This is a genomic window from Longimicrobium sp. (assembly GCF_036388275.1).
GTDB lineage: Bacteria > Gemmatimonadota > Gemmatimonadetes > Longimicrobiales > Longimicrobiaceae > Longimicrobium.
The window spans coordinates 145,894-170,976 of record NZ_DASVSF010000002.1 but is presented as its reverse complement, the minus strand read 5'-3'; the positions used below and the strand labels follow the sequence as shown (position 1 = coordinate 170,976).

The window sequence follows — 25,083 nt, the reverse complement described above, 5'->3', positions numbered from 1 at the left end:
AGGCGTTCTCTCGCGAACTCGCCCCCGCCTTTCTACGAATCCGTCGCATGCCTCGCACTCGCCGTTATGCCGCCCTTGCCCTGCTCGCGCTCGCGGCGGGATGCATCGTCCCTACCGGACCCGCCAAGTCCATCGCAACCGAGGTACAGGTAAGTACCCGCGGCCGCGGCGCCGACTCGACTTACGTAGACGCGTTGTTCATCCCGATCGACGGCGACCGCATCGATTTCCGCAGCGACACGCTCCGCGTGCAGAACGTGACCGGTACGCGGGCGGGGGGCCGGTAAACGGCATTCTCGGCCTCGGTGCCGCTCGACAGTGCCGCCGTCGCGGGCGGGCTTCGGGTGCGGCTTCCGGTGCCGGCGGTGGGTGCCGTGCCGCATTCGGAGTTCACCCTGTACAGCGTGGCGCGGCGGGGCAGCCCCTCGGTAACGCTCCGCGCCGGGCAGGACCTTCTGATTCCCATCTTCCCCGGCTCGTCGGGAACGCTCGGAGTTCCGGAGTTCCAGCGCTGGGAGGTGTCGTTCACGCGCGGAGGCCCCAGCCTCGCCATTTCCAGCCTTGGGCCACTCTCCTCAGCCATCATGATTCCGTGGGCACTGATTCCCAAGGAGGGATCGGACACGCTGCAGGTACGGCTCTTCTCCACTCGTTCCTTTCGCGTCGACGCGCCCCCCGCGTCCGGGTCCGCCCCGCGACTGGTCACCGCGATCCGCGCCGACGCGAACCTGGAGTGGTCCGTCCTGATCGTGCCGTGATGGCCGCAGTTCAAGGGTCGAAGTGACGATCCTTAAGCCGTCGAACCTCGTCGGGCCGGTGCGCCTACGCCCTGGGCGGTCCGAACCAGGTCGTCAGCGCCTCCGCGAGCCCCGCCTGGGTCCCGTCTCCCGTCCAGGCCACGTATCCGTCGGGCCGGATCAACACCGCGGCGGGCGCCGTGACCGCTCCGATCGCCGGAATCTCCCACGGGCCATCGTACCGGGCGTCGATCCGCTCGACGCGATCCGCCCACGGGGTGATGTCGAAGGCTCCGGGCTCACCCAGGTTCAGAAGCAGCGGCCGGGCACGGTGCAGCAGGGTGAAAAGCCGAAGCGGCCCATCGGCGGAGACCAGGTCCAGGTCGGGCATGCGCCGGCCGAGCAGCGGGTGCCCCTCGCCAAGGTCGTAGCGGATGCCCAGCCCCGACATCTCCGCGGCGAGCCGGCGGCGCGGCTCGTCCATGCTGAGTAGCTCGGCCATGGCTTCGCGCGCGGCTTTGCTGCGGTCGTCCGGGCGGAGCAGCGCCACCTGCGCCATCGTGTTGCGCAGCACGCGGGCGGCCACCGGGTGCCGCTCGGCGTGGTAGGTGTCCAGGAGGCTTTCCGGCGACGTCCGGTTGACCACCTGGGCCAGCTTCCATCCCAGGTTTACCGCATCCTGCACACCGGTGTTCAGGCCCTGTCCACCCACCGGGCTATGCACGTGCGCGGCGTCGCCCGCCAGCAGGACGCGACGGTCGCGGTAGGCGGCCGCCTGCCGGGCCATGTCGGTGAATCGCGAAATCCAGGTGGGGCTGTGAATGCCGAAATCCGTCCCGTAGACGCCGACGAGCGCCTCACGGAGGTCGCGCAGGGTGGGTTCGCCGGTGGCGCCGGGGTGCCGCTCAGTCAGCATGACGCTTACCGTGCCGCCAGCGCTGTAGACTACCTCGCCGTCCCGGAGCTCGTACTCCACCTTGCCCAGGGCATGCACCCCGAGCGCGTCGTGGCGGATGCCCAGTTCCGGCTCCTCGGCCATCTGGACCTGGGCGATCAGGGCACTGGTCGTCGCGTCCCACCCGGGGAAGTCGATGCCCGCCGCTTTCCGGACCACGCTGCGTCCTCCATCGCACCCGACGAGGTATTCCGCCCGCATCGAGCGGCCGCCGGCCAGCTCCACGTTCACCCCGGTGTCGTCCTGCGTGAAGCCCGCCACCTCACATCCGCGGTGCATCGGCACCTTCAACTCGTCCAGCCAGCCGGCCAAAATGCGCTCGATGTGGTTCTGCCACAGCCCCAGCCCGTAGTTGTGGCGGGTCGGGAAATCGCTGATGTCCAGCCGGATCTGGGCGAACCCCGCGACCTGGGCCTTCTGCCCCTCCGCGAGGAAGCGTTCAGCGATTCCACGTTGATCGAGGACTTCGAGGGTGCGTGCGTGCAGGCCGCCGGCGCGCGAGCCGGCGAGCTCCTGGCTGGCGCGCCGCTCTACGATGGCTACGTCGACGCCCGCCAACGCCAGCTCCCCCGCGAGCATCAGCCCCGTCGGGCCGCCTCCGGCAATCACCACGGCGTGGTGTGTCATCTTCGCGCCTCCCATTCCCCAGGTGTCAGGCCTTGGCCGAAGAATTTTTCGGCGCGGCAATCCTGCGGCCTTCCCCCGGGCTGGCCGCAAGTCCCCGGGTGTGCTATATGTTGATCGTGGCGAGGGAGATGATCCGTGTCGCCGCGTTCAGCACCGTACGAAACCAGACAGGGCGCAGGGGAGACCATCCCCCGCGCCCTTTGCGCGTTCGCCAGCGGGAACGCCGCCGCGCGCCTACGGCGTCGCGTCCTGGCGGACGTAGCGGAAACGCATTGTACGGCGAGGCTCGGTGAGCACTTCGAACTCCACGCGCAACTCGTCTCCCTTGAGCACACCCCTTTGCCTCGCCCGGGACTCGAGGCCCCTCTCCACGAGCACCACCGTATCGCCATGTGCGCCGTGCAGGCGAAACGTGCCGTTATAGCTGCGCGCGTCCGTGCTGTCGGGGCGGGGCTGGCCCTCGCACCGCACGTAGGATTCGAACTCGCCCTCAAATTCGCCGTCCGGCCGCAGAACGAGCACGTCGCGGATCAGCGTCATGTCGCATCGTTTCCCCGGCTCGGACAGGCGCATCGTGTGCGGAAGCCGTTTCCCGTCCCGCTCCACCAGCACGTACTCGCCCGCCACGTTGGACGGCGTTCGCACGCGTGGCGCGGAGCCCTGGCACGCCGTCAGGGCACACAGGCTCGCGGCCGCGGCGATGCGGACCTTCGCGCTGTTTCGGATCCACATCAGATCACCCCAGCGCGGCGGGTGGGCGGTAGATCCAGCCTTCCGTCTCGATGGTCTGGCGCGGGACGCGGTCCAGGCGGAACGGCTGGTCCAGGTCGTCGCGGCACAGCCAGGCCACCACGCACGCCAGGCACGCGTCGCGCGCGTCCTCCAGCGTGCAGGCGATGGCTTCCAGCGACGGGTGATCGAACGAAAAGAACGGTCGAAACGCTGCCGGCCGCGCCCGCACCTCTCCCGGGCGGAACGGCACCTTCGATCCCTTGATCCCCAAGTCCTTTACCGCGCCCGCCGGATAGACCTCGATCACCACCGTCCCCGCGTCCGTCCGTGGCGCCACCGGCGGAATGGAGACCTCGGCCGCGTCGCGCAGCTCCCACAGCACGCGGATCCCCTCCAGCGTCTGCCGGTACAGGCGCAGGTCCAGCGGCGCCATCGCGCCGTTGGTGTCCGTCGCGCGCGGAGCCTTGTGGAAGGCGGGCAACCCCTCGCGGATCTCTTCCGGCGGCCGGTCCGCCACCCACGACGCCACCCCACGCCACGACCGCTCGCGCAGCCCCTCGATGGCGTTCACCACGTCCACGGGCAGCCCGAAGGGAAAGTCGGCGCCCCAGAGGATGCCGTCGTCCGGCGCCGCGCCGGCGTGCTTGCGCCATCCATCCGCCACGAACGACACCAGGTCCGCGCGAAAGGGCTGCGGGCAGAGCGAGACGATGCACAGCTTGCCGTCGCGCTCCTCACCGACGGCCGTCCACAGCGTGGAAAGCGGCTCCTTGGCGCCGGAAAAATCGACGCCGCCGAAGTAGCGGAACCGGCTCACGCGCGCGCTCCGCGCCGGCGGTGTGCGGCGGACATCGGAAAGTTCATCGGTCGGGATGTGGGGAGATGAGCGGTCAGCGCGGGACGCGGGGCGAGTTCACGGCCCGGACGAGGAATTCCTCCGTGCGCGCCATCGCGCCGGGAAATGACGAATACCGGTGGCGGCCCTGGGGATAGCGATGGTACTGCCAGGCAACCGTGTCGCGTCCCATGCCGCGCATCACGGCGTTCAGCCGATCGCCGTGCTCCACAGCGACCTTGGGGTCCAGCGCGCCGTAGTGTCCCTGCGCGGGCGGAAGGCGGTGCGCGAACCAGGCGGGAGAGCGCCGCAGCAGCTGCATCCGGGCCTGCGGCACCGTCGTGCGTCCGTCGCGCAGGGCGAAGAGCACGCTGTCGGCCAGGTACCCGGCCCCGGGCAAGCGCGCCACCCGGCTGCCCAGCGCTCGGCCGGCCAGGCGGCGGACCTCGGGAAGCAGGAAGTCCGTAGGCCCCACGGCGCTCACGACCGCCCTGATGCGCGGGTCGCGGATCGCCATCAGCAGCATCACCCCACCGCCACGGCTGCGGCCGAACGCGGCGATGCGCGTGCTGTCCGCTTCCGGGACGTGCGCGAGCGCGGCGTTCAGCAGCGCGATGGCGTCGTCCACGTCGCGGTCCCACGGGCTCGCCGTGCCGCCGGAGCGCCAGCCGCGAAGCGCGGTCAGGCGCAGCGTCTCTGACCGGAACGACGGGAGCACCTGCACGAACCCGCGTGCCAGCCGGCCGGAGTGGAAGAAGTGATAGCCCGTGGCGCCGTTGTCGCCCCCATGCCCAATGACCAGCACGGGAAGCGGTCCGGCAGCGCCGTCGGGAACGCGCACAGCCCCGTAGTGGCGCGCTCCGTCCACCACGTGCGAGACGACCATCGTGCGCCCGGTGGCGCCGTCGCGCTCCACGTGCTCCACCCGGAAGTCGTGCACCCGCGTGTCGCGAACCGCCCAGTCGGCCTCCACCGCCGCGATCTCCGCGGCGGTGGGCGGGGCGAACAGCGCGTCCAGCAGGGGCCCTGCCTGGCCCGCGGGCATGGCGTGCGCGCACCCGCCCAGCGCCAGCAGGAGGCACGCGGCGGCGGCCGCATGACGGGGATGCGCCATCACCCCGCCTGTCCTGCGGTCACGGCGTGGTGGTGGCGGGAACGGCGGCCCGGTACCACTCCACCACCTGCGGACGGCGCTCGCGGTTCCAGAAGCTCTCCTGCGCCATCAGCGCCTCGATCTCGTCGATCTCGCGCGGGGCGCCCTCGGTCACGCGCTCAAGCCCGGCCTCGGTAAAGAAGTAGTCGTCCTCGATGCGCACGCCGATGTTGCGGTACTGCTGCACCTTGGGACGAATGCGGGCGATCAGCTGCCGGTTGCGCGGCGTGTCGGGAAGGTAGTCCAGCGCGTCGGCGCGAATGTAGACGCCGGGCTCGATGGTGAACGCGCTCCCCACCTTGAAGCCTCCTCCGTAGTTGGGGTACGACGGGTCGGGATCGTGCACGTCGAGGCCGATGCCGTGCCCGATGCCGTGCATGAAGAAGAGCGCCGCCTGCGGGCACTGGCTCCCTGGCGAGCACTCGTAGGTGGCGTCGGCCGACTCGATCAGCCCCAGCCGCGCCAGCCCGGTGGCCACCACCTGGAAGGCGGCCTGCTGCACCCGCGTCAGCGGGACCCCGATGCGCGCCGCGCGCTCCCCCGCCTTCTGCGCGTCGAGGACGATGGTGTAGATCTGCCGCTGCTCCGGGCTGAACCGCCCGCTGACCGGAACAGTGCGCGTGACGTCGGCCGTGTACCCGGCGTACGAGGCGCCGATGTCCATCACCAGCGTTTCGCCGGCCTGCATGAACCGGTCGGCCTGGCGGTAGTGAAGCGTGGTGCTGTTAGGGCCGGAGCCCACGATGCTGCCGAACCCGGGGCGCTCGGCGCCGTAGCGGCGGAAGGTGCCCTCGATCAGCCCGTGGATCTCGAACTCGTTCATCCCCGGCTCCGTGGCGCGCATGGCTTCGCGGTGGGCCAGGATGGTGATGTACACGGCGCGGCGGATCAGGTCCAGCTCGGCCGGGGTCTTGGTGGCGCGGATGCGGAACAGTGCGTTGCCCAGGTCCTGGACGCGCGTCAGGTTCTTGTACTGGTCGCGCAGGCGTTGCGCGTACTGCTGGTCGGGGCGCAGGAACTCGCTCCGCGAGCCATCCGGGCTCAGTGGGCTGAGCGTGTACAGCGTGGTCGCCTGGCTTAGCGCCGGGCGCAGCGCCTCCTGCATCTGCTGCACCGTGCGCGTGGGGATGCCCGTGAGGGCCTGCGCACGCTCCGCCCCCAGCCGCGGGCCTTCCCACACCTCACGCGAGGGGTCGCGCGCGAGCACGAACAGGTGCTCGGTCACCTGCCCGCCCCGCTTGACGATGGCCAGCACGGCCCCCGGCTCGTTCACCCCCGTCAGGTAGCGGAAGGGCGAGTTCTGCGCGAAAGACGTGTAGTCCGTCTCGGGCTCGCTCGCCCCCAGCGCCACCAGCACGCCGTCGCCCATCCCTGCGGCCAGCTGCTGGCGCCTGCGCGCGTGCTCCTGCGCAGAGATGGGCGCGGGTGCGGGCGTGGCCGCCAGGGTGAACGGGTCGGGGCTGCCGCGCGGGGGTGGAACCGGGCCCTGGGCCCGCGAGGGAAGGACGAACGCCGCCGCGGCGACAACGGGCAACAAGGCGCGGCGCAGGGCTGCGTGCATGGTCGTGTGGGCCGGGCGGATGGAGAGGCGCGTCACCGGACAGTGACCTGCGTCTCCAGGGCGGCGGCGGCATCCCACCCGGTGCCCGGGTAGGTGTGCATCACCCGAACGGTGTAGGTGCCGGGTGCCACGTCGCGCAGCGTGGCGGTGTATGGGACGGCCCCGATCGACTGGATGCACATGACGTCGGGGTCTGCCTGGCCGACGACGCGAACGGACAGCGTCTGCCCCTGCTGCTGCAGCTCGCCGGAGAGCTTGTAGCACGGGTTGGGCGTCTGCATGGTGCCGCGGATGGCGATCTGGCCGCTGCCCGCAGTGGCCGTCGCGCCCTGCTCGCCCCCGTTGGAGCTGCCTCCCTGGCCCTGCTGGAATTCGAGCTTCACTTGGGCTCCGGTAGAAGGTGCGCCGCCGGACGAAGCGGGCGGCTCGGACGTGCCCGCGTCCGACGCCACGGGACGGGCGCAGGCGGCAAGCACGAGGACGGTGAGCAGGACGGCTTTGCGCATCTGGGTAACCCCACGGTAAAGGCGGCAACTACGTTCACAACCGGATCGACGCTACTGCTCCGCCGCGCCAGAGGTGCAGCGCGCATAGTGCCGGTCGGGGCCGGACGGGCGCAAGTGCCCGATGAAGTGCCCGAATCACTTCCGCACTACCGCACTCACGCACTCCCCAGGCCCAGCTGCGCGGCGAGGGCGGCCGGGTCCGTCACCGGCTGCTGGCACGCGAAGCGCTCGCACACGTACGCCGTCGCGCGACCCTCCCGTGCCGTTCGACCCCGCAGAAGCGGAATCAGTTCCTCGTCTCCGCCCTCGTCCGCGCGGCGCAGGGCGGTGACGGTGTTGGGCAGGTAGGCGCGGCCGACCACGCGAAGCATTGCGTCCGTCTCCGCCTCCCCCGGCGTGCCCACGAACGCCACCTCGGCCGGCGTGGCCAGGTGAAAGTCCAGCGCCGAGAGCAGGTGGCCGAACCCGGCCGGAACGCGGGCCATCGTGTCCGCCAGCGACTGCAGCACCCGCCGCGCCACGCGCGAGTACCGTTCGTCGCCCACCAGCTCAGCCAGCCGCAGCAGCGCGTTCACCGCCGCCGAGTTGCCGGACGGGGTGGCGTTGTCGAACAGGTCGCGGGGACGGATCACCAGCTGCTCGGCGTCTGCCGCCGTGTCGTAGAAAATGCCCTGTTCCTCGTCCCAGAACGACTGCAGCACCTGGTCCGCCAGCGTGCGGGCTTCCCGCAGCCAGCGCTCGTCCCACGTGGTCTCGTAGACGGCGACCAGGGCCTCGGCCAGGAGGGCGTGGTCTTCCAGAAAGCCGGGGATCTTGGCGCGGCCATCCTTGTACGTGCGCGCCAGCCTGCCGTCCTCCGTCCGCAGCCGGCCCACCAGGAACTCCGCGCTGGTGATGGCGATCCGCCGGTACTCGTGCGACTCGAACGCGCGGGCGGCCTCGGCGAAGGCGTGGAGCATCATGGCGTTCCACGACGTGAGCACCTTGTCGTCGCGCCCAGGCCACACGCGCTTCGCCCGCTCCTCGTACAGGCGGGGGCGGGCTCGGTCCAGCGCGTCTTGCAGGCGCTCGACGCTGACGCCCTGCTCGGCGGCAACCTCGTCCATCGTGCGCCAGGCGTGAAGGATGTTGTGCCCCTCGAAGTTGCCCGCCTCCGTCACGCCGTAGTAGGCGCGGACCAGCGCTCCGTCCTCCACTCCAACGATCGAGTCGATCTCGCCCGGCGTCCAGACGTAGAACTTGCCTTCCTCGCCCTCGCTGTCGGCGTCCAGCGCGGAGTAGAAGCCGCCCTCCGGCGAGGTCATCTCGCGCGTCACCCAGGCCAGGACGTCTTCCGCCACCGTGCGGTGTGCATCGTCGCCCGTGGCCTGCCACGCGTGCGTGTAGAGGCGCGCGAGCAGGGCGTTGTCGTACAGCATCTTTTCGAAGTGCGGCACCAGCCAGTGCGCGTCCACGCTGTACCGCGCGAATCCGCCTCCCACGTGGTCGTACATGCCGCCGGCCGCCATCCGACGGAGCGTCACGTCCAGGAAGCGCATGGCATCGGCGTTTCCCGTACGCTTCCAGGTGCGCAGCAGGAACTCCAGCGTCAGCGGCTGGGGGAACTTGGGTGCGCCTGCCATGCCGCCCCACGCGGAATCGAAGCGCGAGGCCAGCGATCGGTAGGCGCGATCCAGGATGGAAGGGTCCAGCGTGCCCGCCGTGGCCCGCAGCTCCCCGCTCTCCCGCAGCGCCTCGGCCATGTGCTCGGCGCTCTGGTCTACATCGGCGCGCCGCTCGCGCCACGCCTCGGCGACGGCCAGCAGGATCTGCCGGAACGAGGGCAGGCCGTGGCTCGGTTCCGGCGGGTAGTAGGTGCCTCCGTAGAAGGGCGCGCCGCCGGGGGTGATGAACACCGTCATCGGCCATCCGCCGTGACCCGTCATCTGCTGCACCGCGCTCATGTAGATGCTGTCGATGTCGGGGCGCTCCTCGCGGTCTACCTTGATGTTCACGTAGTGCTCGTTCATGATCGCGGCCGTGGCCGGGTCTTCGAACGATTCATGCTCCATCACGTGGCACCAGTGGCATGCGGAGTAGCCCACGGACAGCAGGATGGGCCGGTCTTCGGCGCGCGCCCGCTCCAGCGCTTCGGGACCCCACGCGTACCAGTCTACCGGGTTGTCCTGGTGCTGCAGGAGGTACGGACTCGTTTCGTTCGCCAGGCGGTTGGGCATCGCGCGTCGCGTAGATGGTTGCGGGCCGGTGCGGCGGCTGCCGGACGGGGCAGGGCGGCGCGGCAAGCTGCGTTCCGGTGGGCCCCTCCCCCGGCCCCTCCCCGCACGGTACTGCTGTGCGGAGAGGGGAGTACTCCGTGTGGGGTTCTGCTGGCCCGGTGCTCCCGACGGGGTCGCCCCTGGAGAGTGACGCGGCGATTCGACCGGCTCCGGCGCATGCCTCGGCTGCCCTCTCCCCCCGGCCCCCTCTCCCGCAAGCGGGAGAGGGGGAGAACTGCACCATGTTCTGGTCGCGCCACAGGGTCGAACTCGCGTCGCGACAAGCCAGTCTGCGAAGGCAGACTTCGTGTGGTCGTTGCAGCGAATTCATTCGCCCGGCACGGCTGGGACTCGCACCAGCGCCTCGGCGCTGCGCCCCTCACTGGCTAACGAGCCGGGGACGCCCCTACCAGGTGATTCAGCGGGCCGTGGCCGGCGCCGTAACCCGGGGCGGCGCGCATGGCCCGCTGCACGTATTCCAGCGCGTCTTCCACCGACTGCCGCAACGGGCGCCCGTGCGCCAGCCCCGCCGCGATGGCCGCCGACAGCGTGCACCCGGTGCCGTGCGTGCTGCGCGTGTCCAGCTTGGGGCGCTTCCACTGGTGCCATTCGCGCCCGTCCCACAGCACGTCCACCAGCTCCGCCCCGCGCAGATGGCCGCCCTTCAGCAGGGCGGCGCGTGCGCCCATTTGCACAAGCTGCTCGGCGGCGCGGCGCATGGAGTCGGCGTCCTCCACCGCGAAGCCCACCAGCAGCGCGGCCTCGTCCAGGTTGGGCGTCACCAGCGCCGACAACGGCAGCAGCTCGTCGATGATGGTGCGCACAGCGTCCTCGTCCAGTAGCCGATCGCCGCTGGTGGCCACCATCACCGGGTCCAGCACGTAGTTCGGCAGGGCGTGCTCGCGAATGGACTCCGCCACGGCCCGCACCAGTTCGGCCGTGGCCAGCATCCCCGTCTTGCAGGCGGCGGGCGGCAGGTCCTCGGCTACGGCGTGGATCTGCGCGCGCACCATGTCTACCGGAACGGCGTGCACGCCCGTCACTCCGCGGGTGTTCTGCACCGTGATCGCGGTGATCGCCGTCGTGCCGAAGCAGCCGAAGGCATGAAAGCTCTTCAGGTCTGCCTGGATCCCCGCGCCGCCGCCCGAGTCGGACCCGGCGATGGTCAGTGCGATGGGCGGCTTGTCGATCGTGCTGCTGGTCATGCCGGGGGCGTTCGGGTGATTCGGATCGTGAGACGCACAGGGTACAGACGCGCTCGTTGCGGCGCAAACGTGCGCGGGAGCAGCGTGTCGCGCCGCTGCCCCCGCTGTGGTCTCATCGGAAAAGCTCGTCCACGGTAAAGCGCCACCCGGGCACGGCCGGCTCCGCGTCCGCGAGCTCGCCACGGCGGAAGAGCGACGCCCGAGTGGGATCGTCCGCACGGAAGACGCGGATCACGCCCGCGCGCAGCACATCCACGTCCCACACCACCTGGGTGCCGGCTGCGAAGTAGTCGGCCCGCTTGGCCGCCATCTCGCGCTCGGCGGTCAGGCCGTAGTCGCCCTCGCTGCGCACCTCGATGGCGAGCGCGGGGGCGCCCTCCATGAAGCGGCCGCCCGTATCGCGCCCGGTGTACCACGCGCCGTCGGGGCAGAACGACTTGCGGTGCGGAAGGTCCACCACGTATCCACCGCCCGGAAGTGCGTATCCGCCGCCGGACGCTACTTCGTGGTCCCACAGTGAGCGGTAGATCGCCGCCTCCGCCCGCATCGGCCTGAAGCCGGTTCCGTCCATGATGACGATCTGTCCGTGTACGAGTTCGGCCTTGCCTTCGACCCGGTACAGGTCGTCGATCGTGGCCGGGCGGGGGAGCTCGAGAACTTTCATTCGGTACCTCCGTGGTACGTCGCGACGCGGTGTGACTGAGGGGAAAGCTAACGCTCGTCGCATCGTTTGCAAAACAAATTCTTTCCGCCACGGACAGCACAAAAGCCGTTCAGCAGAAAGAGGTTACGCCGCATACTTCTCCAGGTCGAACTGGGTTGGGGGCATCCGAGCCGCCATCGTCCGCACCTGGATGGCCGGTGGCCGCCGCGAGCGGTCCCGGGATGGCGGGATGAGCGCCGTTCACGGAGGGGGTTGACAACTGCCGGAGGGCCGTTTAGACTCCCCGCCTTGGGAGTCGCGTCCCGATGATCGCCAGCCTTTTCGCAGTGCGGAGGGCCGGCCCCCGGACCACGTTGCGTGGACCGGCGGCATCAGGACGCGGCTCTTTTTTTGTTGATCCCGGTGGAGCAGAATCCACCATGAACCGGAGATCGAAGCTTCGATGACCATGTCCTTCGTCCAGCCCACGAACATCCACCCCGCGGCCTGCCTGGCCGCACTGGGGCTGGGAGCGTCGTGCGCCAATCGGACGAGCGGCGATCATCGTTGGGCGGCGATGGAAGTGCCGTGCAGCTACGGTATCGGGTTCGGAAGCGGGAATGACCGGCGGGACGACATCTTCGGCGGGGGGATCGGGGCGGGCGCGCGGTAGGCGCCCGGTTCCGGACCAGGGGAGCGATGCACGTCGCCCCGCCCGCGCAGCTTGCCGGGCGGGGCGATTCTTTTTTCGGCATCCAGGGGAAAGGGAGGACGATGAACGCTGACGAGGGATGCGGATGGTGAAGGACCGGGCCGGCGGGGCGTGAAGCCTCGCCCGGGTGGACAAACGCGACCCCCCGCGGCCGGGGCGGATCGTTCCCGCCGGCCCAACGCAGGAACCGGCACGTGGTGGCCGTAGCTCAACGGCAGAGCGTCGGATCGTGAATCCGAAGGCACGGGTTCGACACCCGTCGGTCACCCCAGCCGGGATGCATGCACCGGAATGCCCGTAGCTCAGTGGTTAGAGCACCGGACCGTGCCTCGCCGACTCCTCGTCCGTCCGCAAGGCGGGCCGACAGGCAAGGCTTACCGTTAATCCAGAGGCCGCGGTTCGAATCCCGCCGGGCATTCCGTGCGATGCACTACCCGTCCAGGCGGACGGAGATGATGGACCTGTAGCTCAGCTGGTAGAGCGCTGTTCCTTCCCCGCATCTCGTCCGCCACCGCGCGGGCCGAAGGCGGAGGGTTATCGACTGTCACTCGAGAGGTCGCGGGTTCGAGTCCCGCCAGGTCCACTGAACAGAGAGCGTGCCCCGTAGCTCAATGGGTAGAGCGCCGTGCTGCCTCGCCGATCACCCACGCCCGCCTTGCGCGGGCCGACAGGCAAGGCTTATCGGACACGGAGGTTGCGGGTTCGAGCCCCGCCGTGGCACCTGGATACGAATTGAGAAAGTGCGTGCGCCGTCCGCGGCGGGTCGATGGGTCCGGTTACCACCGATTCCAAATCGTCCCGGCCAAAAGCCGGTCCGGCCCCGCCTCACATCCGCCACGGGCGGCGCACGAAGATACATCGCAGGGGCCCGGGTGGGTCGAACAGCTTCGGTTATCGCTCCAAACCTTCCCCGGAACCAGCGACCTGGGGGCCGAGCTGATCCCTCATCCGCCCGGGCCACAAAGAAAGCGGAGACGCGGTCCGGCCGTGGCGATCCTCCCCAAGTCACGTCCGCTCCGGCGGGCCGAGGGCGGAGGGTTATCCGGTGAGCCCGGGGTTCGAATCCCCACCGGCCGCGCGCTCCACGACTGGCACCCCGGGCCGAATTCGCCCGGTTATCGTCTCTCTCCCAGGTGGAGGGCCAGCCGGACGAAGCTCCCTTGCCCGGGGCGCCAGTTTTTCACCGCCGAGCGAACGTTCGCCTGGCGCACACACCACTCCCGGCCCGGAAAGGAGGGCGAGTACCATGCTGGACTTCACGAAGCACTTCGCGACTCGCATCCGGGCGATGCTCACGCCGCAGGGGGAGCCCATCCCCGGCTCCACGCAGGTGCCCAACTCGGCGGGCGGGTTCGCCTGGCAGCTCGGAAACTGGGACCGGCTGGACCGGTTCCTGGTCCTCGGTTCGGAGGGCGGAACGTACTACGTCGGCGAGCGGAAGCTCACGGCGGAGAACGCCACCGCCGTGGCCGAGTGCATCGCGCAGGACGGCCCGCGCGTGGTCGCCCGCGTGGTGGAGATGAGCGAGTCGGGACGTGCCCCCCGGAACGATCCCGCGCTGTTCGTCCTGGCGATGGCGGCGGGGATGGGCGACGAGGCGACCCGGGCCGCGGCGCTGGCCGCCCTGCCGCGGGTGGCGCGGACGGGGACCCACCTGTTCCACTGGCTGCAGTTCGTGGGCGGGTTCCGCGGATGGGGGCGCGGTGTGCGCCGGGCGGTGGCCGCGTGGTACACCAGCAAGGAGCCGCGCGACCTGGCGTACCAGCTTCTGAAGTACCCGTCGCGCGACGGGTGGTCGCACCGCGACGCGCTGCGGCTGGCGCACCCCCGGCCCGCGTCGCCGGAGCAGCGTGCGCTCTTCCAGCGCACCGTCGCCAGGAACCGCGAGGCGGCGGCGCTGGTGCCGCTGGAGGGGGAGGCGCTGGCGCAGGTGAGGGCGGCGGACCGGCTGCATCGGGAGGAGCTGTCGCCCGGCGAAGCGGCGGAGCTGGTGCGCGAGCACCGGCTGACGCGCGAGATGCTGCCCACCGCGCTGCTGAACCACGCGGTAGTGTGGGAGGCGCTGCTGGAGCGGATGCCGCTGACGGCGCTGGTGCGCAACCTGGCTACCCTGACCCGCGTGGGGCTGGTGGCGCCGGGGAGCGAGGCGGCCCGCATGGTGGCGGAGCGGCTGGCGAACGGCCCCGCGCTGCAGAAGGCGCGGGTGCACCCGGTGCAGGTGCTGTCGGCGCTGCGCACGTACGCCGGCGGCCGGGGCGTGCGCGGGCAGCACACGTGGCAGCCGGTCGCGGAGGTGGTGGATGCACTGGACGCGGCGTTCTACCTGTCGTTCGCCGCGGTGCAGCCCACGGGCAGGCGCACCATGCTGGCCCTGGACGTTTCGGGGTCGATGGCCGCCATGGTGATGGGGCTGGAGGGGCTGACCTGCCGTGAAGGGTCGGCGGCGATGGCGCTGGTGACGGCGGCCAGCGAGCCGGAGCACTTCTTCACGGCGTTCACCTCCGGGTCGTACCCCTCGCAGTGGGCAGGGATGAGCAGCGGGCTTTCGACGCTGGCCATTTCCCCGCGGCAGCGGCTGGACGACGTGGTTCGGTCCATCTCCAGCATGGGGTTCGGCGGCACCGACTGCGCCCTGCCGATGCTGGAGGCGTTGAGGCACGGGTGGAAGGTGGACGTCTTCGTGGTCTACACCGACAACGAGACGTGGGCCGGCTCCATCCACCCCGCCCAGGCGCTCCGCCAGTACCGGGAGCGCACGGGCATCCCCGCGAAGCTGGTGGTCGTGGGGATGGCGTCGAACGGGTTCACCATCGCCGACCCGAACGACGCCGGAATGCTGGACGTGGTGGGCTTCGACGCCGCCGCGCCCCAGCTGATCGCCGACTTCGCGCGTTGAAGGCGGCACGCCCCGGGATGCCGGGGCGTGCCGCCGGCGCCGGAAGGTCGAACATCCAACGTTAGAAATTGTGAGATGAACGGGCTGAAGCACATGCAGGGCCTGCCGGAGCGGCCGGCCGGGCCCGGAGACTACTACGAGGTGACCACCGAGTTCGCGGTGTGGTACGTGTCGGCCGAGACGGCGGCACGGATCGGCACGGCGCTGGAGCGCAGGTGGAGGCCGCGGTGGATCAAGCTGGTGGACCTGTCGGGCAGCCGCGCGTGGGTTCGGGCGGACCGCATCGAGTCCGTCAGCGAAAGCACGGAGCGGCAGCGCACCCGGGACCGCCAGTTCCAGCACCTCCGGCGCAAGGAAGTACGCGCCGACCGCCGCTGGGACGAAGATGAGTAAGGGTCTCAGACCGATCCAGAGTGCTGTTGCAAGGGCCGCGTACTACTGACGCCCGAACTCCGCGCAAATAACGTTGAAAACGCCCGATTCCAAGTGGCGACAACCCGCTTGCAGTAGCCACTGTTCGACGGTGCGACTTGGATCTGACAGCACGCGCGCTTGTTCGGAGGTGCTTACGACTGTTCCACCGAAGGCGCGCAATCGAGTGATTCCGGGTAGCACGGCTTCCGCATCGCCGATTAGGAATCCCCGGTACCCTAGGCCGGGGGGCTCGCGTGGCTCGCCCCCGGTATGCAGACTCTGGAGCAACGCGATTAGGGCAGCAGACTGTTCTGCGTTGAGGTCAAATGACGGGTTCGGGCGACCGCTGAAGATATCGGCTTCAATGCGCATGGCCGTCGTCCTCGCATGATGTGACGCTACCTTAGCCGAGCTCACGTGCGTTCCCGACTGTGGGCCGGGGCCGTGCTCCATGACGCGTATCATGCGATTTGGACATTGCTTCCTACGAAGAAGTAGCCGCAGAAACTGGTGTACCCACCTCGGTTGGCGGTTTGCGGATTGGTAATCACATTCCCGCTGTTATCGGAATTCGTTGCTGGTGTCGAACCGGGCTTGTGTCCCCAGATCCCCCCCGCTTGTTGGCGGTACCAGTGATAGTCCACCCCCGGCCAGATCACGAGGGCAACGTACCAACGCGGCTGTAGGTTGTTCGCTAAACACATTGAGGAAGGGAGGACGCCGTCCGATTTTGCGGCGGTCTGTACATTGGAACACACCATTGTCGCGGTTTGCTTCCCGTTGCTACGTCCTGGTTGAGCAAAAGTATCGGTGCGGCGGTTCGTTGCGTAGTTGTAGCAGTTATTGTTCGCAACTACGGGGGAGACGTTCCAGAAACCCGGATTGAAGCTCGCGATCTCAATCTGGCAGGCACCTTGGGGCTGAGTGGTCCAAGTTGTCGCGTCGGTACCGAGCACGGGCGCGGCAGCCTGGAATCCTCTGACACCGCCTCGAGGAGGACTGCCGCCGCGGTGCCTAGTGACGTCTTCTTTGATCAGCTGTCGCAAATGCTCCGCTGTGACGGGAGGTACTGGTTGCGTAAGTTCGGCGCGAGGCTCCACTGCGGGATCACCTAGTTGATCAATAAGCCGTAGCGCCAGATCCACACCAGAGCGATCATCACCGGAGAGTCGAAACTGTTTAGGGAGATTTCGCGCGGTGAGAGGCCTCTCGGCTCCCGTTTCTTCAACCAGGATACCTCGGAAACCCAGACGTGCGCTGACGCTTTCGGCATCACTCATGATTTCACTAGCTGACTCTAACGTTCGAACCAGATCTGTGGTCGTGCTGGGTGTGTCGACTTCCCACGTTGGATTGGGGCGTCCGGAAAAAATGTCGAGCGTTACTCGTATCATGTGGCCTCCGCGGCTAAGGTAACTAACAGCACTCTCCTAAAATTGTCTGGGCGCATGCGATAGTCAATCGCTTGGACGGTGCGATGAGTCCGTAACCAATTTACAGATACTCCGATGAAAATCTTTGGGCAGCACGACGAGAACACCATCCGCCAGGCGCAGGACGTCGCGAGCCGGGCCGAGCGCCTTGCACTGCTGGCCGACGGACACCTCGGCTACGTCATGCCGATCGGTGGAGTGGCGGCGTACCGCGAGAAGGTGTCAGTGGTCGGAGTAGGCTTCGACATCGCATGCATCGCAGAGGGAACGCCCGTCACCCTCGGCGATGGGTACACCGTGCCCATCCAGCACGTCCGAGATCATCACGCGGTGGTTTGCTGGGACGGCGCGCAGACGCGACTGGCTTCGCCCCACATGGGCGCGGTGCCGCGCGGAACGCGCGAGGTGCTGGAGATCGGCCTTGCGAACGGGCGCACGCTGCGGGCGACGGGCGATCACGAAATTCTCACCCGTGCAGGGTGGAAGCGCGCCGACGAACTGGGTTCGTCCGACGCCGTGGCCTGTTCTCCCCACGTCGGACTTCCGTTCGAGGCGCAGGACTGGACGTCGGACGTGAGCGTCGCGAACCCGCGCGCTCGCGAGGAACTGGCGGCGCGAGAACTGCTGCCGCTGCACGGTGACGATCCGCGACTTCCGGCGCTGCTGCGCGTCCTGGGCTACGCCAGCGGCGACGGGCATCTCACGCGGAATGGCAAGCGCGTGTCGCTGTACGTCTTCAACGACCAGGACGCGGCGGATCTCGCACGGGACATTCGCCGGGTGGGCTTCGAGCCGCATGAGCACCGCCGCGTCCGTGGAGAGGGACGCCGCGAGGAGATCAACCTGTACGTGGACTCCATCGCGCTCCACGCACTCCTGGCCGGCCTCGGCTCGCCCGTCGGAAAAAAGGACTGGCCGGAGTCGCCCATGTCGTGGCTGTTCGAGGCGGCGCCCTGGGTGCGCGCGCACTTCCTTTCCGCGTTCGCCAGCGCGGAGATGATGACGCCGCGAATCCATCGGAGCGGCACCATTCCCAACCTGCAGCTGAAGCAGGCGGGAACGCACCAGCACGCGATCCATTTCTTTGCCCGTGTGCTGCGGTCGTTGGGCTTCGAGGTGTCGGTGGCGGAGAGCGGGGTACGCCGGGGCGATCGCATCATGTCCGTGCTCCAGATCCTTGGCGGACAGGCGGAGCAGCTTCGGTTCTTCCGCGAGATCGGCTTCTGCCGTTCCGTCGAGAAGCGCGTGGCCGCCGCGGCGGCCGCCAGTGTCGCATGGCAGGGGGAGCGCTACGTCCGCAACCGCGACGCGGCAAAGCATGAGGCACGTTCGCGCAAGACGGCGGGCGTGGGCTGGAGAACGGTGATGGCGGAAGTGTCGGCGGAATTCGGCGTGTCGCCCGGGTTCGTCTACCACTCCATCTACGATCAGCGTGGACCGTCGCGCCGCCTCCAGGGCGCAGCCACGGAACCCGCCAGCGAAGGCGAGATCTGCTGGGTCCCGGTGGAGCACGTGCGGCCGGACGGCGAGGCGGCGGTCTACGACGTGGTGGCGGGCGATCCCGCACAGAGCTTCATCGCCGGCGGCGTAGTCGTGCACAACTGCGGCAACGCGGCGATCCGGACCAACCTGAACGTGGGCGGCATCACGCGTGGGCTGACGCTGGACGAGATCCGGCGCAACCCGCACCGGCTGGCGGAGGACCGCGTGGCGCGCGGGCTGGCGGACGAGATCCAGCAGACCATCTCGTTCGGCATCGGCCGCAAGAACAACGCGGACGACGCGCCGACCGATCACCCGCTGTTCCTTGACCCGGCGTGGTACGCCATCCCCAACACGGGCGGCTACCGCGACACGCTCATGGACAAGGCGCGCCGCCAGCTGGGCACCGTCGGCAGCGGCAACCACTACGTCGACGTGTTCGCCGACGAGGAGGGCACGGTGTGGGTGGGCGTGCACTTCGGAAGCCGCGGCCTGGGGCACACCATCGCGTCGGACTTCCTGTCGCTGAGCCAGGGCGGCGGCTGGGGCCAGCGCGCCAAGGAAGCCGAGGTCCTGCTTCCGCTGGACCAGCCCGTGGGCCACGACTACTGGCAGCTGATGAACCTGGCCGGCCAGTACGCGTACGCCGGGCGCGAGTGGGTGGCGCGCAAGGTGGTGGAGATCCTGGGCGGGACGGAGGTGGAGCTGGTGCACAACCACCACAACTTCGCCTGGCGCGAGACGCACACGTCGCCCCAGGGCGAGACGGTGGAGTACGTGGTGGTCCGAAAGGGCGCCACCCCGGCGTTCCCCGGGCAGAAGGGATTCATCGGCGGGTCCATGGGGGATGACGCGGTGATCGTCCGCGGCGCCGAGCCGGCGGACGAGGAGACGGCTGCGCTGCAGCGCGAGGCGCTGTTCAGCACCGTCCACGGCGCGGGCCGGGTGATGTCGCGCACGGCCGCGGCGGGCAAGGTGCACCGCAAGACGGGGCGGGTGATCAGCCCCGGAAAGATCAGCCGCGAGATGATGGGCGACTGGATTGCGCGTAAGGGCGTGATCCTGCGCGGCGGCGGCCTGGACGAGGCGCCGCAGGCCTATCGCCGCCTGGAGAAGGTGCTCCAGTCGCAGGGGCCCACGATCGTGGTGGAGCACGTGCTCCGGCCGCTGATCGTGGTCATGGCCGGCGCGGGGGAGATCGATCCGTACAAGGACTGAACTGCAGTGCGGGAGTGATTTGGCCTCGCGCTCCCGCCTCAGCCGGAGATTTTTGTTGTGAGTCGAGAGGCGCCGGATTAGGATGGACGCCGTGCGCGGTTCCCATCCACCGGCCGACGAGAGGCGATTGATGAAACGGAGTTCTTGGATTGCCGCTGCGCTTGCGCTCGTGCTGTGCGCGGGCGAGGCCGGAGCACAGCGGGGCACGCTCCTGTACTGGTGGACCCAGGCCGGCGCACAGGGCGAGTGGCTGCTGCGCACCGTGTACGATGGCGGCTCGTGTCCGGCTCCCGCGTCGGTGCGCGCGCTTCCCTCCGACAGCTTTCCCGTGCTCGTGTGCCAGCAGCGGCTGGGCCCGGAGCCGGTGCAGCTGCCCGGAATGCCGCGCCCCGCCGCGGCGCCGCCCACGCGGGTGCAGCGGGTGGTGGCCATCGGTGACACGGGATGCCGGGCCAAGGAGCAGGACTGCACGGACCCGGCTGCCTGGCCGTTCTCGGCCGTGGCGTACCGCGCCCGGCAGGCCGACGCGGACCTGGCCGTGCACGTGGGCGACTACATCTACCGCGAAACCGTGAGCGATTGCGGAGGAAAGCTGCCCTGCGGCGACAACTGGAAGGCGTGGAAGGCGGACTGGTTCGCGCCCGTGGGCGAGCTGCTGGCCGCGGCGCCGTGGGTGTTCGCCCGCGGCAACCACGAGGACTGCACGCGGGGCGGCACCGGGTGGTTCCTGTTCTTCGACCCGCGCGACGTGCCGGCGAATGCGGACCGCTGCGCCGGGACCACGGAGCCGTACGCGGTGCAGGTGCCCGGGGTGGGCACGCTGCTGATCATCGACACGGCCTGCGCGCCCTGGTACTCCACCGGCTGCTGGTCCACCGGCGGCAGCAATCCCGTAAACGACACGGCCCGGGCGATCCCGGCCTATGCGCGCCAGATGGCCCAGCTGCCGGCGCTTGCCGCGGGTGGGCCCGCATGGGTGGTGACGCACGTTCCCATCTGGGCGCGCGACTATCCGGGCCAGGCAGACTCCATCGGCTCGTCGATCCTGCAGGGGGCGCTGCGGCGGGCGTCGCCTGGTGGAGAGCTTCCGCCGGCCGTGGCGCTCTCGCTGGTGGGCCATGTGCACGCGTGGGAGGCGCTGGACTTTGCCGCGCCGCGGACGCCCGTGCTGGTGCTGGGCGACGGGGGCACGTCGGAAAGCGAGGGGCTGCCGGCCTCGATGCCGTCGCCCGCGGGCGGCGTGGCGGTCGAGGGGTACTGGGCGGGGCTCGCGTTCGGGCACACCGTCCTGGAAGCCGCGGACGGCGGGTGGAACGTAAGGCTGGTGCCCGTTCCCGCCACGGGCGGCGGCGTGGCCTGCTCCCTTCGCAACGGGCAGCTGGCCTGCTGAGCAACGGCTCGTCCCTTTCGCTCCTGGCGGATCGCCGGGCCCGGAAGGGTCCGGCGATCTTTCTTGGGGGGCTACGGGAGTGCAAACGCACTCACACGCCTTGCCCAGGCCTCGGCATCGCCGGGGAGCTGACGAGTTTCCGCAGGGTGGCCAAGCCGTAGGCCAGGCGCGACTTGGCGGTGCCGGGCGGGATTTCGAGGACCGTGGCGACTTCGTCCAGGGTCAGGTCGTCCAGGTAGTGCAGGGCGAGTACGGCGCGGCTTGCGGGCGAGACGCGCTCCAGCAGCGCGGGAAGCCGCTCGACCCATCCCGGGTCGAGCGCCGGCTCGTGCGCGGTGCCCGGGAGGTCCGGCGAGAGCTCCTCGTGCGCGGCTTCGTACTTTCGATGGCGGCGCAGGTCGCGGAAGATCTGGCGGCTGGCGATGCGGCGTGCCCACGCGGAAAAGGCGCGCGGGTCGCGGAGAGTACCCAGCTTGCGATACAGCAGCACGAGCACGTCCTGCAGCACGTCGTCCGCGGCGTCCTCGTCGCGCAGCATCACTCGCGTGAACGGGTGCAGCAGTGCATGCGCATGCGAAAGCAGCCGCTCGAGCGCGGCGCGGTCCCCGGCCTGTGCACGAAGCACCAGCCAGGGAATTTCACCCGCTCCGCCGCGGTCCGCCGGGCTCATGCGAATGCTTCCCGCGTTCGCTGGTTCAGCGGCGCTCGCTCATCAGTTGAATGGCGTGCATCAGCCGCGCGTTCTGGGCGCTGGTCTTCGCGGCCATCGCGGCGATACCCAGCCCCAGGGTGAAGTACGTAAGCATCGCGAGCAGGAACATCACCTTGTGCGTCGGGTTGCCGAAGTCGATAGCCGCCAGGACGTACCCGAGAAGAACGGCTTCGATGATCGCGGCTCCGACGAGTATCATTGTCGACGTGCGGTCGTGGCGCTCGGCTTCGTCCAGCGCAGCGCGGACGGCGGCGGGGACGGGGTTCGTATCGTTCATGGTCGTGGCTCCTTTGGATGGATGGGCGTCAGCGCGACAGCAGGGCGGCGCCGATGGCGATGGCTTCGAAGGCGGCAACCATCAGGATCGCCCACCGGGGGACGTGGTTCGCGGGGCTGGTCATCTTGCCGGCTCCAGGTTCGAGTGATCGCGGCGTGCTTTCGATCGCCGCCACGTACTTGGAGGCGGGAGGGGCGCCAGGTGTTCGAATCCGCTTCCCGATCGTTCGTCCAGAGCCGCCGGGTGACTCCGCCACACCGGCTGCTCTCAACATGTTGCGGAGAGGAGGGTGTGACGATGGGCAAGAAGAATCACCTGGACCGCGAGTCCTTTTGAGCGCACCAGCAAGCGGCGGAAGGGCTTCCCGTCCGAGACGCGCGTAAAGCGCGGATTCCGCGTCGTGCACGGCGACAAGGAACTGGTGGAGAAGCTGGGGCGCAACGACCCCTGCCCCTGCGGCTCCACGAGGCGGTTTCAGGAACTGCTGTCTCGTGACGGCGGCTTTCGACGGCTCCAACCGTCACGACTACTACCGGGCTGATCCGTAAAGATCGAAGTCACAGACCGGGTGGGATGCGCGTTGTGTCCGTGCATCCCAGCCGATCAAATTCCGGAGACGAAGATGAGACTTCCGACGTTGCCCCTGGCCGCGCGCCGTGCACTGGCGCTCTACGGCGCCTTTCTCCTGGCCGCGTGCGATCCCGGCCAAGCCACCTCGCCCGAGGCGGTTGTGGGAAGCTGGCGGACGGTACAACAGCAGGGGAGCGGATCGCAGTCGCTACGCACCGAGCAGTGGCTGGACCTGCTCGCGGAGGGCACCTATCGGTGGACCACCCAGGTCAGCGGCACGGGCGGGCGGCCGGGAGACGGGCTGATCGAAACGTTCGAGCACTCCGGCTCCTGGAAGATCGTGGGCGACCGGCTGGGCCTGCGGACGATGACCGGCATGGGCTGGCGTCACGGGCAGGGCGGGTACCAGGCGGATTACGCGATAGAGTGGAACTACCAGCATCGCATCGAGGTGGGGGGCGACCAGATGAAGCTTCACTACATGACCCGCCCCGAGCAGTCCATCCTCCCCTACACGCTCGTCTTCGAGCGGATGATCGAAACCGGCCCGTTCCCCATGGGCAACGGCCGCTGACGACGCGCAATGATGATCCGTGGTTGAAGCCTCCCCGCAGTTTGGGGAGGCTTTCCGCTTTTGTTGCCGCGGATTCATCCGCCCCAGGCTCGCCCGAGGTCAGCCCAGGCCTGCCCGAGCCCCGACCCCTGCCTCGGCCCCACGCCACGGGTTACAAATCTTGCATAACCCTTCGCCCGAGGATCTGCACGACTGACGAGCAACGGGCATGACGACGACGGGAGAGGCGTGATGAGACTGCTGGTGATACGCCACGGGCTGGCGGGCGAGCGCGAGGACTGGGCGGCACGGAGCGGAAGGCCCGATGCCGAGCGGCCGATGACGGGTGAGGGACGCCGGAGGATGCGCCGCGGCGCGCGCGGGCTGCGCCGCATCGTTCCCGACATCGACGTGCTGGCCTCGTCGCCGCTCGTGCGGGCGGTGCAGACCGCGGAAATCATCACCGCGGCGTACGGCGGGTCGCTGCCCATCGAGACAATCGACGAGCTTTCGCCCGAGCGCCGGCCCGACGAGCTGCTGGGCTGGCTGCGCGCGCAGCAGCCCGGCGCCACCGTGGCCGTGGTGGGCCACGAGCCGCACCTGGGCTTCCTGGTGGGGTGGCTGCTGACGGGGCGCAACGACTCGTTCGTCGCCTTCAAGAAGGGCGGCGCCGTGCTGCTGGACTTCGACGACCCGCCCGTGGGCGGCAACGCGGTGCTGGCGTGGGCCATCGCGCCGCGGCAGCTGCGCTGGCTGGGCGAGCGGCGGTGAGCGGCCCCGCGCTGCTGGACCTGGGCGCCCCGCGCGCCGCGCGCTGGCTGGCCCTGCGTTTCCTGGAAGAGGCGCGCTCCGGGCGCACGCGGCTGGGCGACGCCGACGACGCGGAGGCGCTCCACGACTTTCGCGTGGGCCTGCGCCGGCTTCGCAGCACCGTGCGTGCCTACCGCGAGCACCTGGACGATTCCGTGGGCGGCAAGGACCGGTGCCGGCTGAAGCGCCTGGCCGCGGCGACGGGAGACAGCCGCGACGGCGAGGTGATGATCGCCTGGATGCAGAAGTACGGCGGCGGCCTTTCCGAGACGGAGGCGCCCGGCGCCGCGTGGCTGCTGGACGGGCTGCAGCGCCGGCAGCAGCGGGTGCTCCGGCGGATGCACGACGAGGTGGTCCGCGACTTCGCCCGCGCCTGCGGCCGCCTTTCGCGCCGCCTGTCGTGGTACCCCGCCCACGTTTCGCTCGACGATCCCCGCGAGGCGCCGCCGATGCGCACCGTGCTGGCGGGGCTGGTCGAGACGCACGCGGCCGAGCTGCGGGCGAAGCTGGCCGCCGTCCAGGGCGCCGCGCAGCAAGACGAGGCGCACGAGGCGCGGATCGCCGCCAAGCGCCTGCGCTACCTGCTGGAGCCGTTCCGCGACGAGCTGCCCGGCGCCGCCGAGGTCGTCAAGCGCATCAAGGGGATGCAGGACCTGTTCGGCGACATGCACGACGCCCACGTCGCCGCCGGCATCATCGCCGAGGCGCGGGAGGAGGCCCCGGCGGTGGCCCCGCCCCCCGATCCGCTCCCCGGGCTGGACGCCCTGTACGGCATCGCGCAGGCGGAGACGGAGCGGCTGTTCCGCGAGGCGCAGGGTGTGTGGCTGGGTGGCCGCGCCGACGAGTTCTTCGCCGCCGTCGACCAGGTGCTCGCCGGGCTGCGGGGCGGGGGAGAGAACCGCGAGATCGAGCGGAAGTACCTGCTCCGCCGCATGCCCCCGCTTCCGGAAGGGGCCATCCGCACCGACATCGCCCAGGGCTACCTCCCCGGCGAGCGCCTGAACGAGCGCGTGCGCCGGGTGCGGCGCGGGGGCGAGGTGCGGTACTATCGCACCATCAAGACGGGGAGCGGCCTCAGCCGGATGGAGCTGGAGGAGGAAACCACCGAGCGCATCTTCCGCCACCTGTGGCGGCTGACGAAGGGCGCCCGCATCCGCAAGCTCCGCTTTCGGGTGGCGGAGGGCGACCTGACGTGGGAGATCGACCGGTTCCGCGGCCGGCGGCTGGTGCTGGCCGAGGTGGAGCTGCCGTCGGAGGATGCCGACGCGCCCATCCCCGAGTGGCTGGCGCCCTGCGTGGAGCGCGAGGTGACCGGCGAGAAGGAGTACGTGAACATCAACCTGGCGGGCTGACTCGTCCCGCGGAGAGACGGAACCCGCGGCGGTGGCAGGCATACCACCGTACGCG

The 25,083-nt window shown here is 69.7% G+C and carries 23 protein-coding genes and 4 tRNA genes; 15 read left to right on the top strand and 12 right to left on the bottom strand.

Annotation, left to right across the window (positions count from 1 at the left end):
• Window positions 1-47 precede the first annotated feature (47 nt).
• The gene (locus VF632_RS00780) at window positions 48-287 is read left to right on the top strand and encodes a hypothetical protein (protein WP_331020925.1); all 240 of its coding nucleotides are present in this window, start codon (window positions 48-50) and stop codon (window positions 285-287) included.
• An 18-nt stretch (window positions 288-305) separates the two neighbouring features.
• The gene (locus tag VF632_RS00775; protein WP_331020924.1) at window positions 306-758 is read left to right on the top strand and encodes a hypothetical protein; all 453 of its coding nucleotides are present in this window, start codon (window positions 306-308) and stop codon (window positions 756-758) included.
• 64 nt (window positions 759-822) lie between these two features.
• Here VF632_RS00775 and VF632_RS00770 read toward each other — a convergent pair whose 3' ends face one another.
• The 9 genes from VF632_RS00770 to VF632_RS00730 form a co-directional block, all read right to left on the bottom strand.
• The gene (locus VF632_RS00770; RefSeq protein WP_331020923.1) at window positions 823-2,319 is read right to left on the bottom strand and encodes an FAD-dependent monooxygenase; all 1,497 of its coding nucleotides are present in this window, start codon (window positions 2,317-2,319) and stop codon (window positions 823-825) included.
• Between the two features lie 234 nt (window positions 2,320-2,553).
• On the bottom strand, window positions 2,554-3,051 hold the full coding sequence (locus tag VF632_RS00765) for a hypothetical protein (RefSeq protein ID WP_331020922.1): 498 nt from the start codon (window positions 3,049-3,051) through the stop codon (window positions 2,554-2,556).
• A 4-nt stretch (window positions 3,052-3,055) separates the two neighbouring features.
• Window positions 3,056-3,868, bottom strand: a complete 813-nt coding sequence (locus VF632_RS00760; RefSeq protein ID WP_331020921.1) for a DUF429 domain-containing protein — start codon at window positions 3,866-3,868, stop codon at window positions 3,056-3,058.
• A 73-nt stretch (window positions 3,869-3,941) separates the two neighbouring features.
• Complete coding sequence (locus tag VF632_RS00755) at window positions 3,942-5,000, bottom strand: alpha/beta hydrolase family protein (RefSeq protein ID WP_331020920.1); 1,059 nt, start codon at window positions 4,998-5,000, stop codon at window positions 3,942-3,944.
• A 19-nt stretch (window positions 5,001-5,019) separates the two neighbouring features.
• On the bottom strand, window positions 5,020-6,600 hold the full coding sequence (locus VF632_RS00750) for an aminopeptidase P N-terminal domain-containing protein (RefSeq protein WP_331020919.1): 1,581 nt from the start codon (window positions 6,598-6,600) through the stop codon (window positions 5,020-5,022).
• 32 nt (window positions 6,601-6,632) lie between these two features.
• Entirely contained in the window at window positions 6,633-7,106 is a 474-nt protein-coding gene (locus tag VF632_RS00745; protein WP_331020918.1) for a hypothetical protein, read from the bottom strand.
• A 155-nt stretch (window positions 7,107-7,261) separates the two neighbouring features.
• Window positions 7,262-9,322: a thioredoxin domain-containing protein gene (locus VF632_RS00740; protein ID WP_331020917.1), complete on the bottom strand. Its 2,061-nt coding sequence runs from the start codon at window positions 9,320-9,322 to the stop codon at window positions 7,262-7,264.
• A gap of 425 nt (window positions 9,323-9,747) precedes the next feature.
• Window positions 9,748-10,566, bottom strand: coding sequence for a bifunctional hydroxymethylpyrimidine kinase/phosphomethylpyrimidine kinase (gene thiD / locus VF632_RS00735; RefSeq protein ID WP_331020916.1), 819 nt, complete (start codon window positions 10,564-10,566; stop codon window positions 9,748-9,750).
• A 112-nt stretch (window positions 10,567-10,678) separates the two neighbouring features.
• Entirely contained in the window at window positions 10,679-11,230 is a 552-nt protein-coding gene (locus VF632_RS00730) for a Uma2 family endonuclease (protein WP_331020915.1), read from the bottom strand.
• 442 nt (window positions 11,231-11,672) lie between these two features.
• Between VF632_RS00730 and VF632_RS00725 the strand changes: the two genes are divergently transcribed.
• The 7 genes from VF632_RS00725 (at window position 11,673) to VF632_RS00695 (ending at window position 15,210) form a co-directional block, all read left to right on the top strand.
• A complete protein-coding gene (locus VF632_RS00725) occupies window positions 11,673-11,882 on the top strand; it encodes a hypothetical protein (RefSeq protein ID WP_331020914.1) in 210 nt (69 codons plus the stop codon).
• A gap of 236 nt (window positions 11,883-12,118) precedes the next feature.
• Window positions 12,119-12,192 (top strand) — tRNA-His (locus VF632_RS00720).
• A 20-nt stretch (window positions 12,193-12,212) separates the two neighbouring features.
• Window positions 12,213-12,339: transfer RNA gene (locus VF632_RS00715), tRNA-OTHER, on the top strand.
• Between the two features lie 39 nt (window positions 12,340-12,378).
• Window positions 12,379-12,504: transfer RNA gene (locus VF632_RS00710), tRNA-Asp, on the top strand.
• A gap of 14 nt (window positions 12,505-12,518) precedes the next feature.
• Window positions 12,519-12,642: transfer RNA gene (locus VF632_RS00705), tRNA-OTHER, on the top strand.
• A gap of 525 nt (window positions 12,643-13,167) precedes the next feature.
• Window positions 13,168-14,817, top strand: a complete 1,650-nt coding sequence (locus VF632_RS00700) for a TROVE domain-containing protein (RefSeq protein WP_331020913.1) — start codon at window positions 13,168-13,170, stop codon at window positions 14,815-14,817.
• Between the two features lie 75 nt (window positions 14,818-14,892).
• Window positions 14,893-15,210, top strand: a complete 318-nt coding sequence (locus tag VF632_RS00695) for a hypothetical protein (protein WP_331020912.1) — start codon at window positions 14,893-14,895, stop codon at window positions 15,208-15,210.
• Between the two features lie 482 nt (window positions 15,211-15,692).
• Here the strand turns inward: VF632_RS00695 and VF632_RS00690 are convergent, their stop codons facing one another.
• Window positions 15,693-16,625, bottom strand: a complete 933-nt coding sequence (locus tag VF632_RS00690) for a hypothetical protein (RefSeq protein ID WP_331020911.1) — start codon at window positions 16,623-16,625, stop codon at window positions 15,693-15,695.
• A gap of 114 nt (window positions 16,626-16,739) precedes the next feature.
• Between VF632_RS00690 and VF632_RS00685 the strand changes: the two genes are divergently transcribed.
• Both VF632_RS00685 and VF632_RS00680 read left to right on the top strand, forming a co-directional pair.
• On the top strand, window positions 16,740-19,364 hold the full coding sequence (locus VF632_RS00685) for an RtcB family protein (protein WP_331020910.1): 2,625 nt from the start codon (window positions 16,740-16,742) through the stop codon (window positions 19,362-19,364).
• A gap of 130 nt (window positions 19,365-19,494) precedes the next feature.
• Window positions 19,495-20,754 carry a metallophosphoesterase family protein gene (locus VF632_RS00680; protein WP_331020909.1) on the top strand — a complete coding sequence of 420 codons (1,260 nt, stop codon included), beginning with the start codon at window positions 19,495-19,497 and terminating at the stop codon, window positions 20,752-20,754.
• Window positions 20,755-20,845: 91 nt separating this feature from the next.
• On the opposite strand, the gene VF632_RS00675 is transcribed toward VF632_RS00680, so the two are convergent.
• Window positions 20,846-21,424: an RNA polymerase sigma factor gene (locus VF632_RS00675; protein WP_331020908.1), complete on the bottom strand. Its 579-nt coding sequence runs from the start codon at window positions 21,422-21,424 to the stop codon at window positions 20,846-20,848.
• A 25-nt stretch (window positions 21,425-21,449) separates the two neighbouring features.
• Window positions 21,450-21,743 carry a hypothetical protein gene (locus VF632_RS00670; protein ID WP_331020907.1) on the bottom strand — a complete coding sequence of 98 codons (294 nt, stop codon included), beginning with the start codon at window positions 21,741-21,743 and terminating at the stop codon, window positions 21,450-21,452.
• A gap of 400 nt (window positions 21,744-22,143) precedes the next feature.
• On the opposite strand from VF632_RS00670, the gene VF632_RS28000 reads away from it, so the two are divergent.
• From VF632_RS28000 to VF632_RS00655, 4 genes are all read left to right on the top strand, one after another.
• Window positions 22,144-22,284 (top strand): SEC-C metal-binding domain-containing protein, encoded by a 141-nt coding sequence (locus VF632_RS28000; protein WP_349263955.1) that lies wholly within the window; start codon window positions 22,144-22,146, stop codon window positions 22,282-22,284.
• 81 nt (window positions 22,285-22,365) lie between these two features.
• A complete protein-coding gene (locus tag VF632_RS00665; protein WP_331020906.1) occupies window positions 22,366-22,887 on the top strand; it encodes a hypothetical protein in 522 nt (173 codons plus the stop codon).
• Window positions 22,888-23,118: 231 nt separating this feature from the next.
• The gene (locus tag VF632_RS00660; RefSeq protein WP_331020905.1) at window positions 23,119-23,637 is read left to right on the top strand and encodes a SixA phosphatase family protein; all 519 of its coding nucleotides are present in this window, start codon (window positions 23,119-23,121) and stop codon (window positions 23,635-23,637) included.
• Window positions 23,634-25,028, top strand: coding sequence for a CHAD domain-containing protein (locus VF632_RS00655; protein WP_331020904.1), 1,395 nt, complete (start codon window positions 23,634-23,636; stop codon window positions 25,026-25,028). The genes VF632_RS00660 and VF632_RS00655 overlap by 4 nt, the downstream gene beginning before the upstream one ends.
• Window positions 25,029-25,083 lie beyond the last annotated feature (55 nt).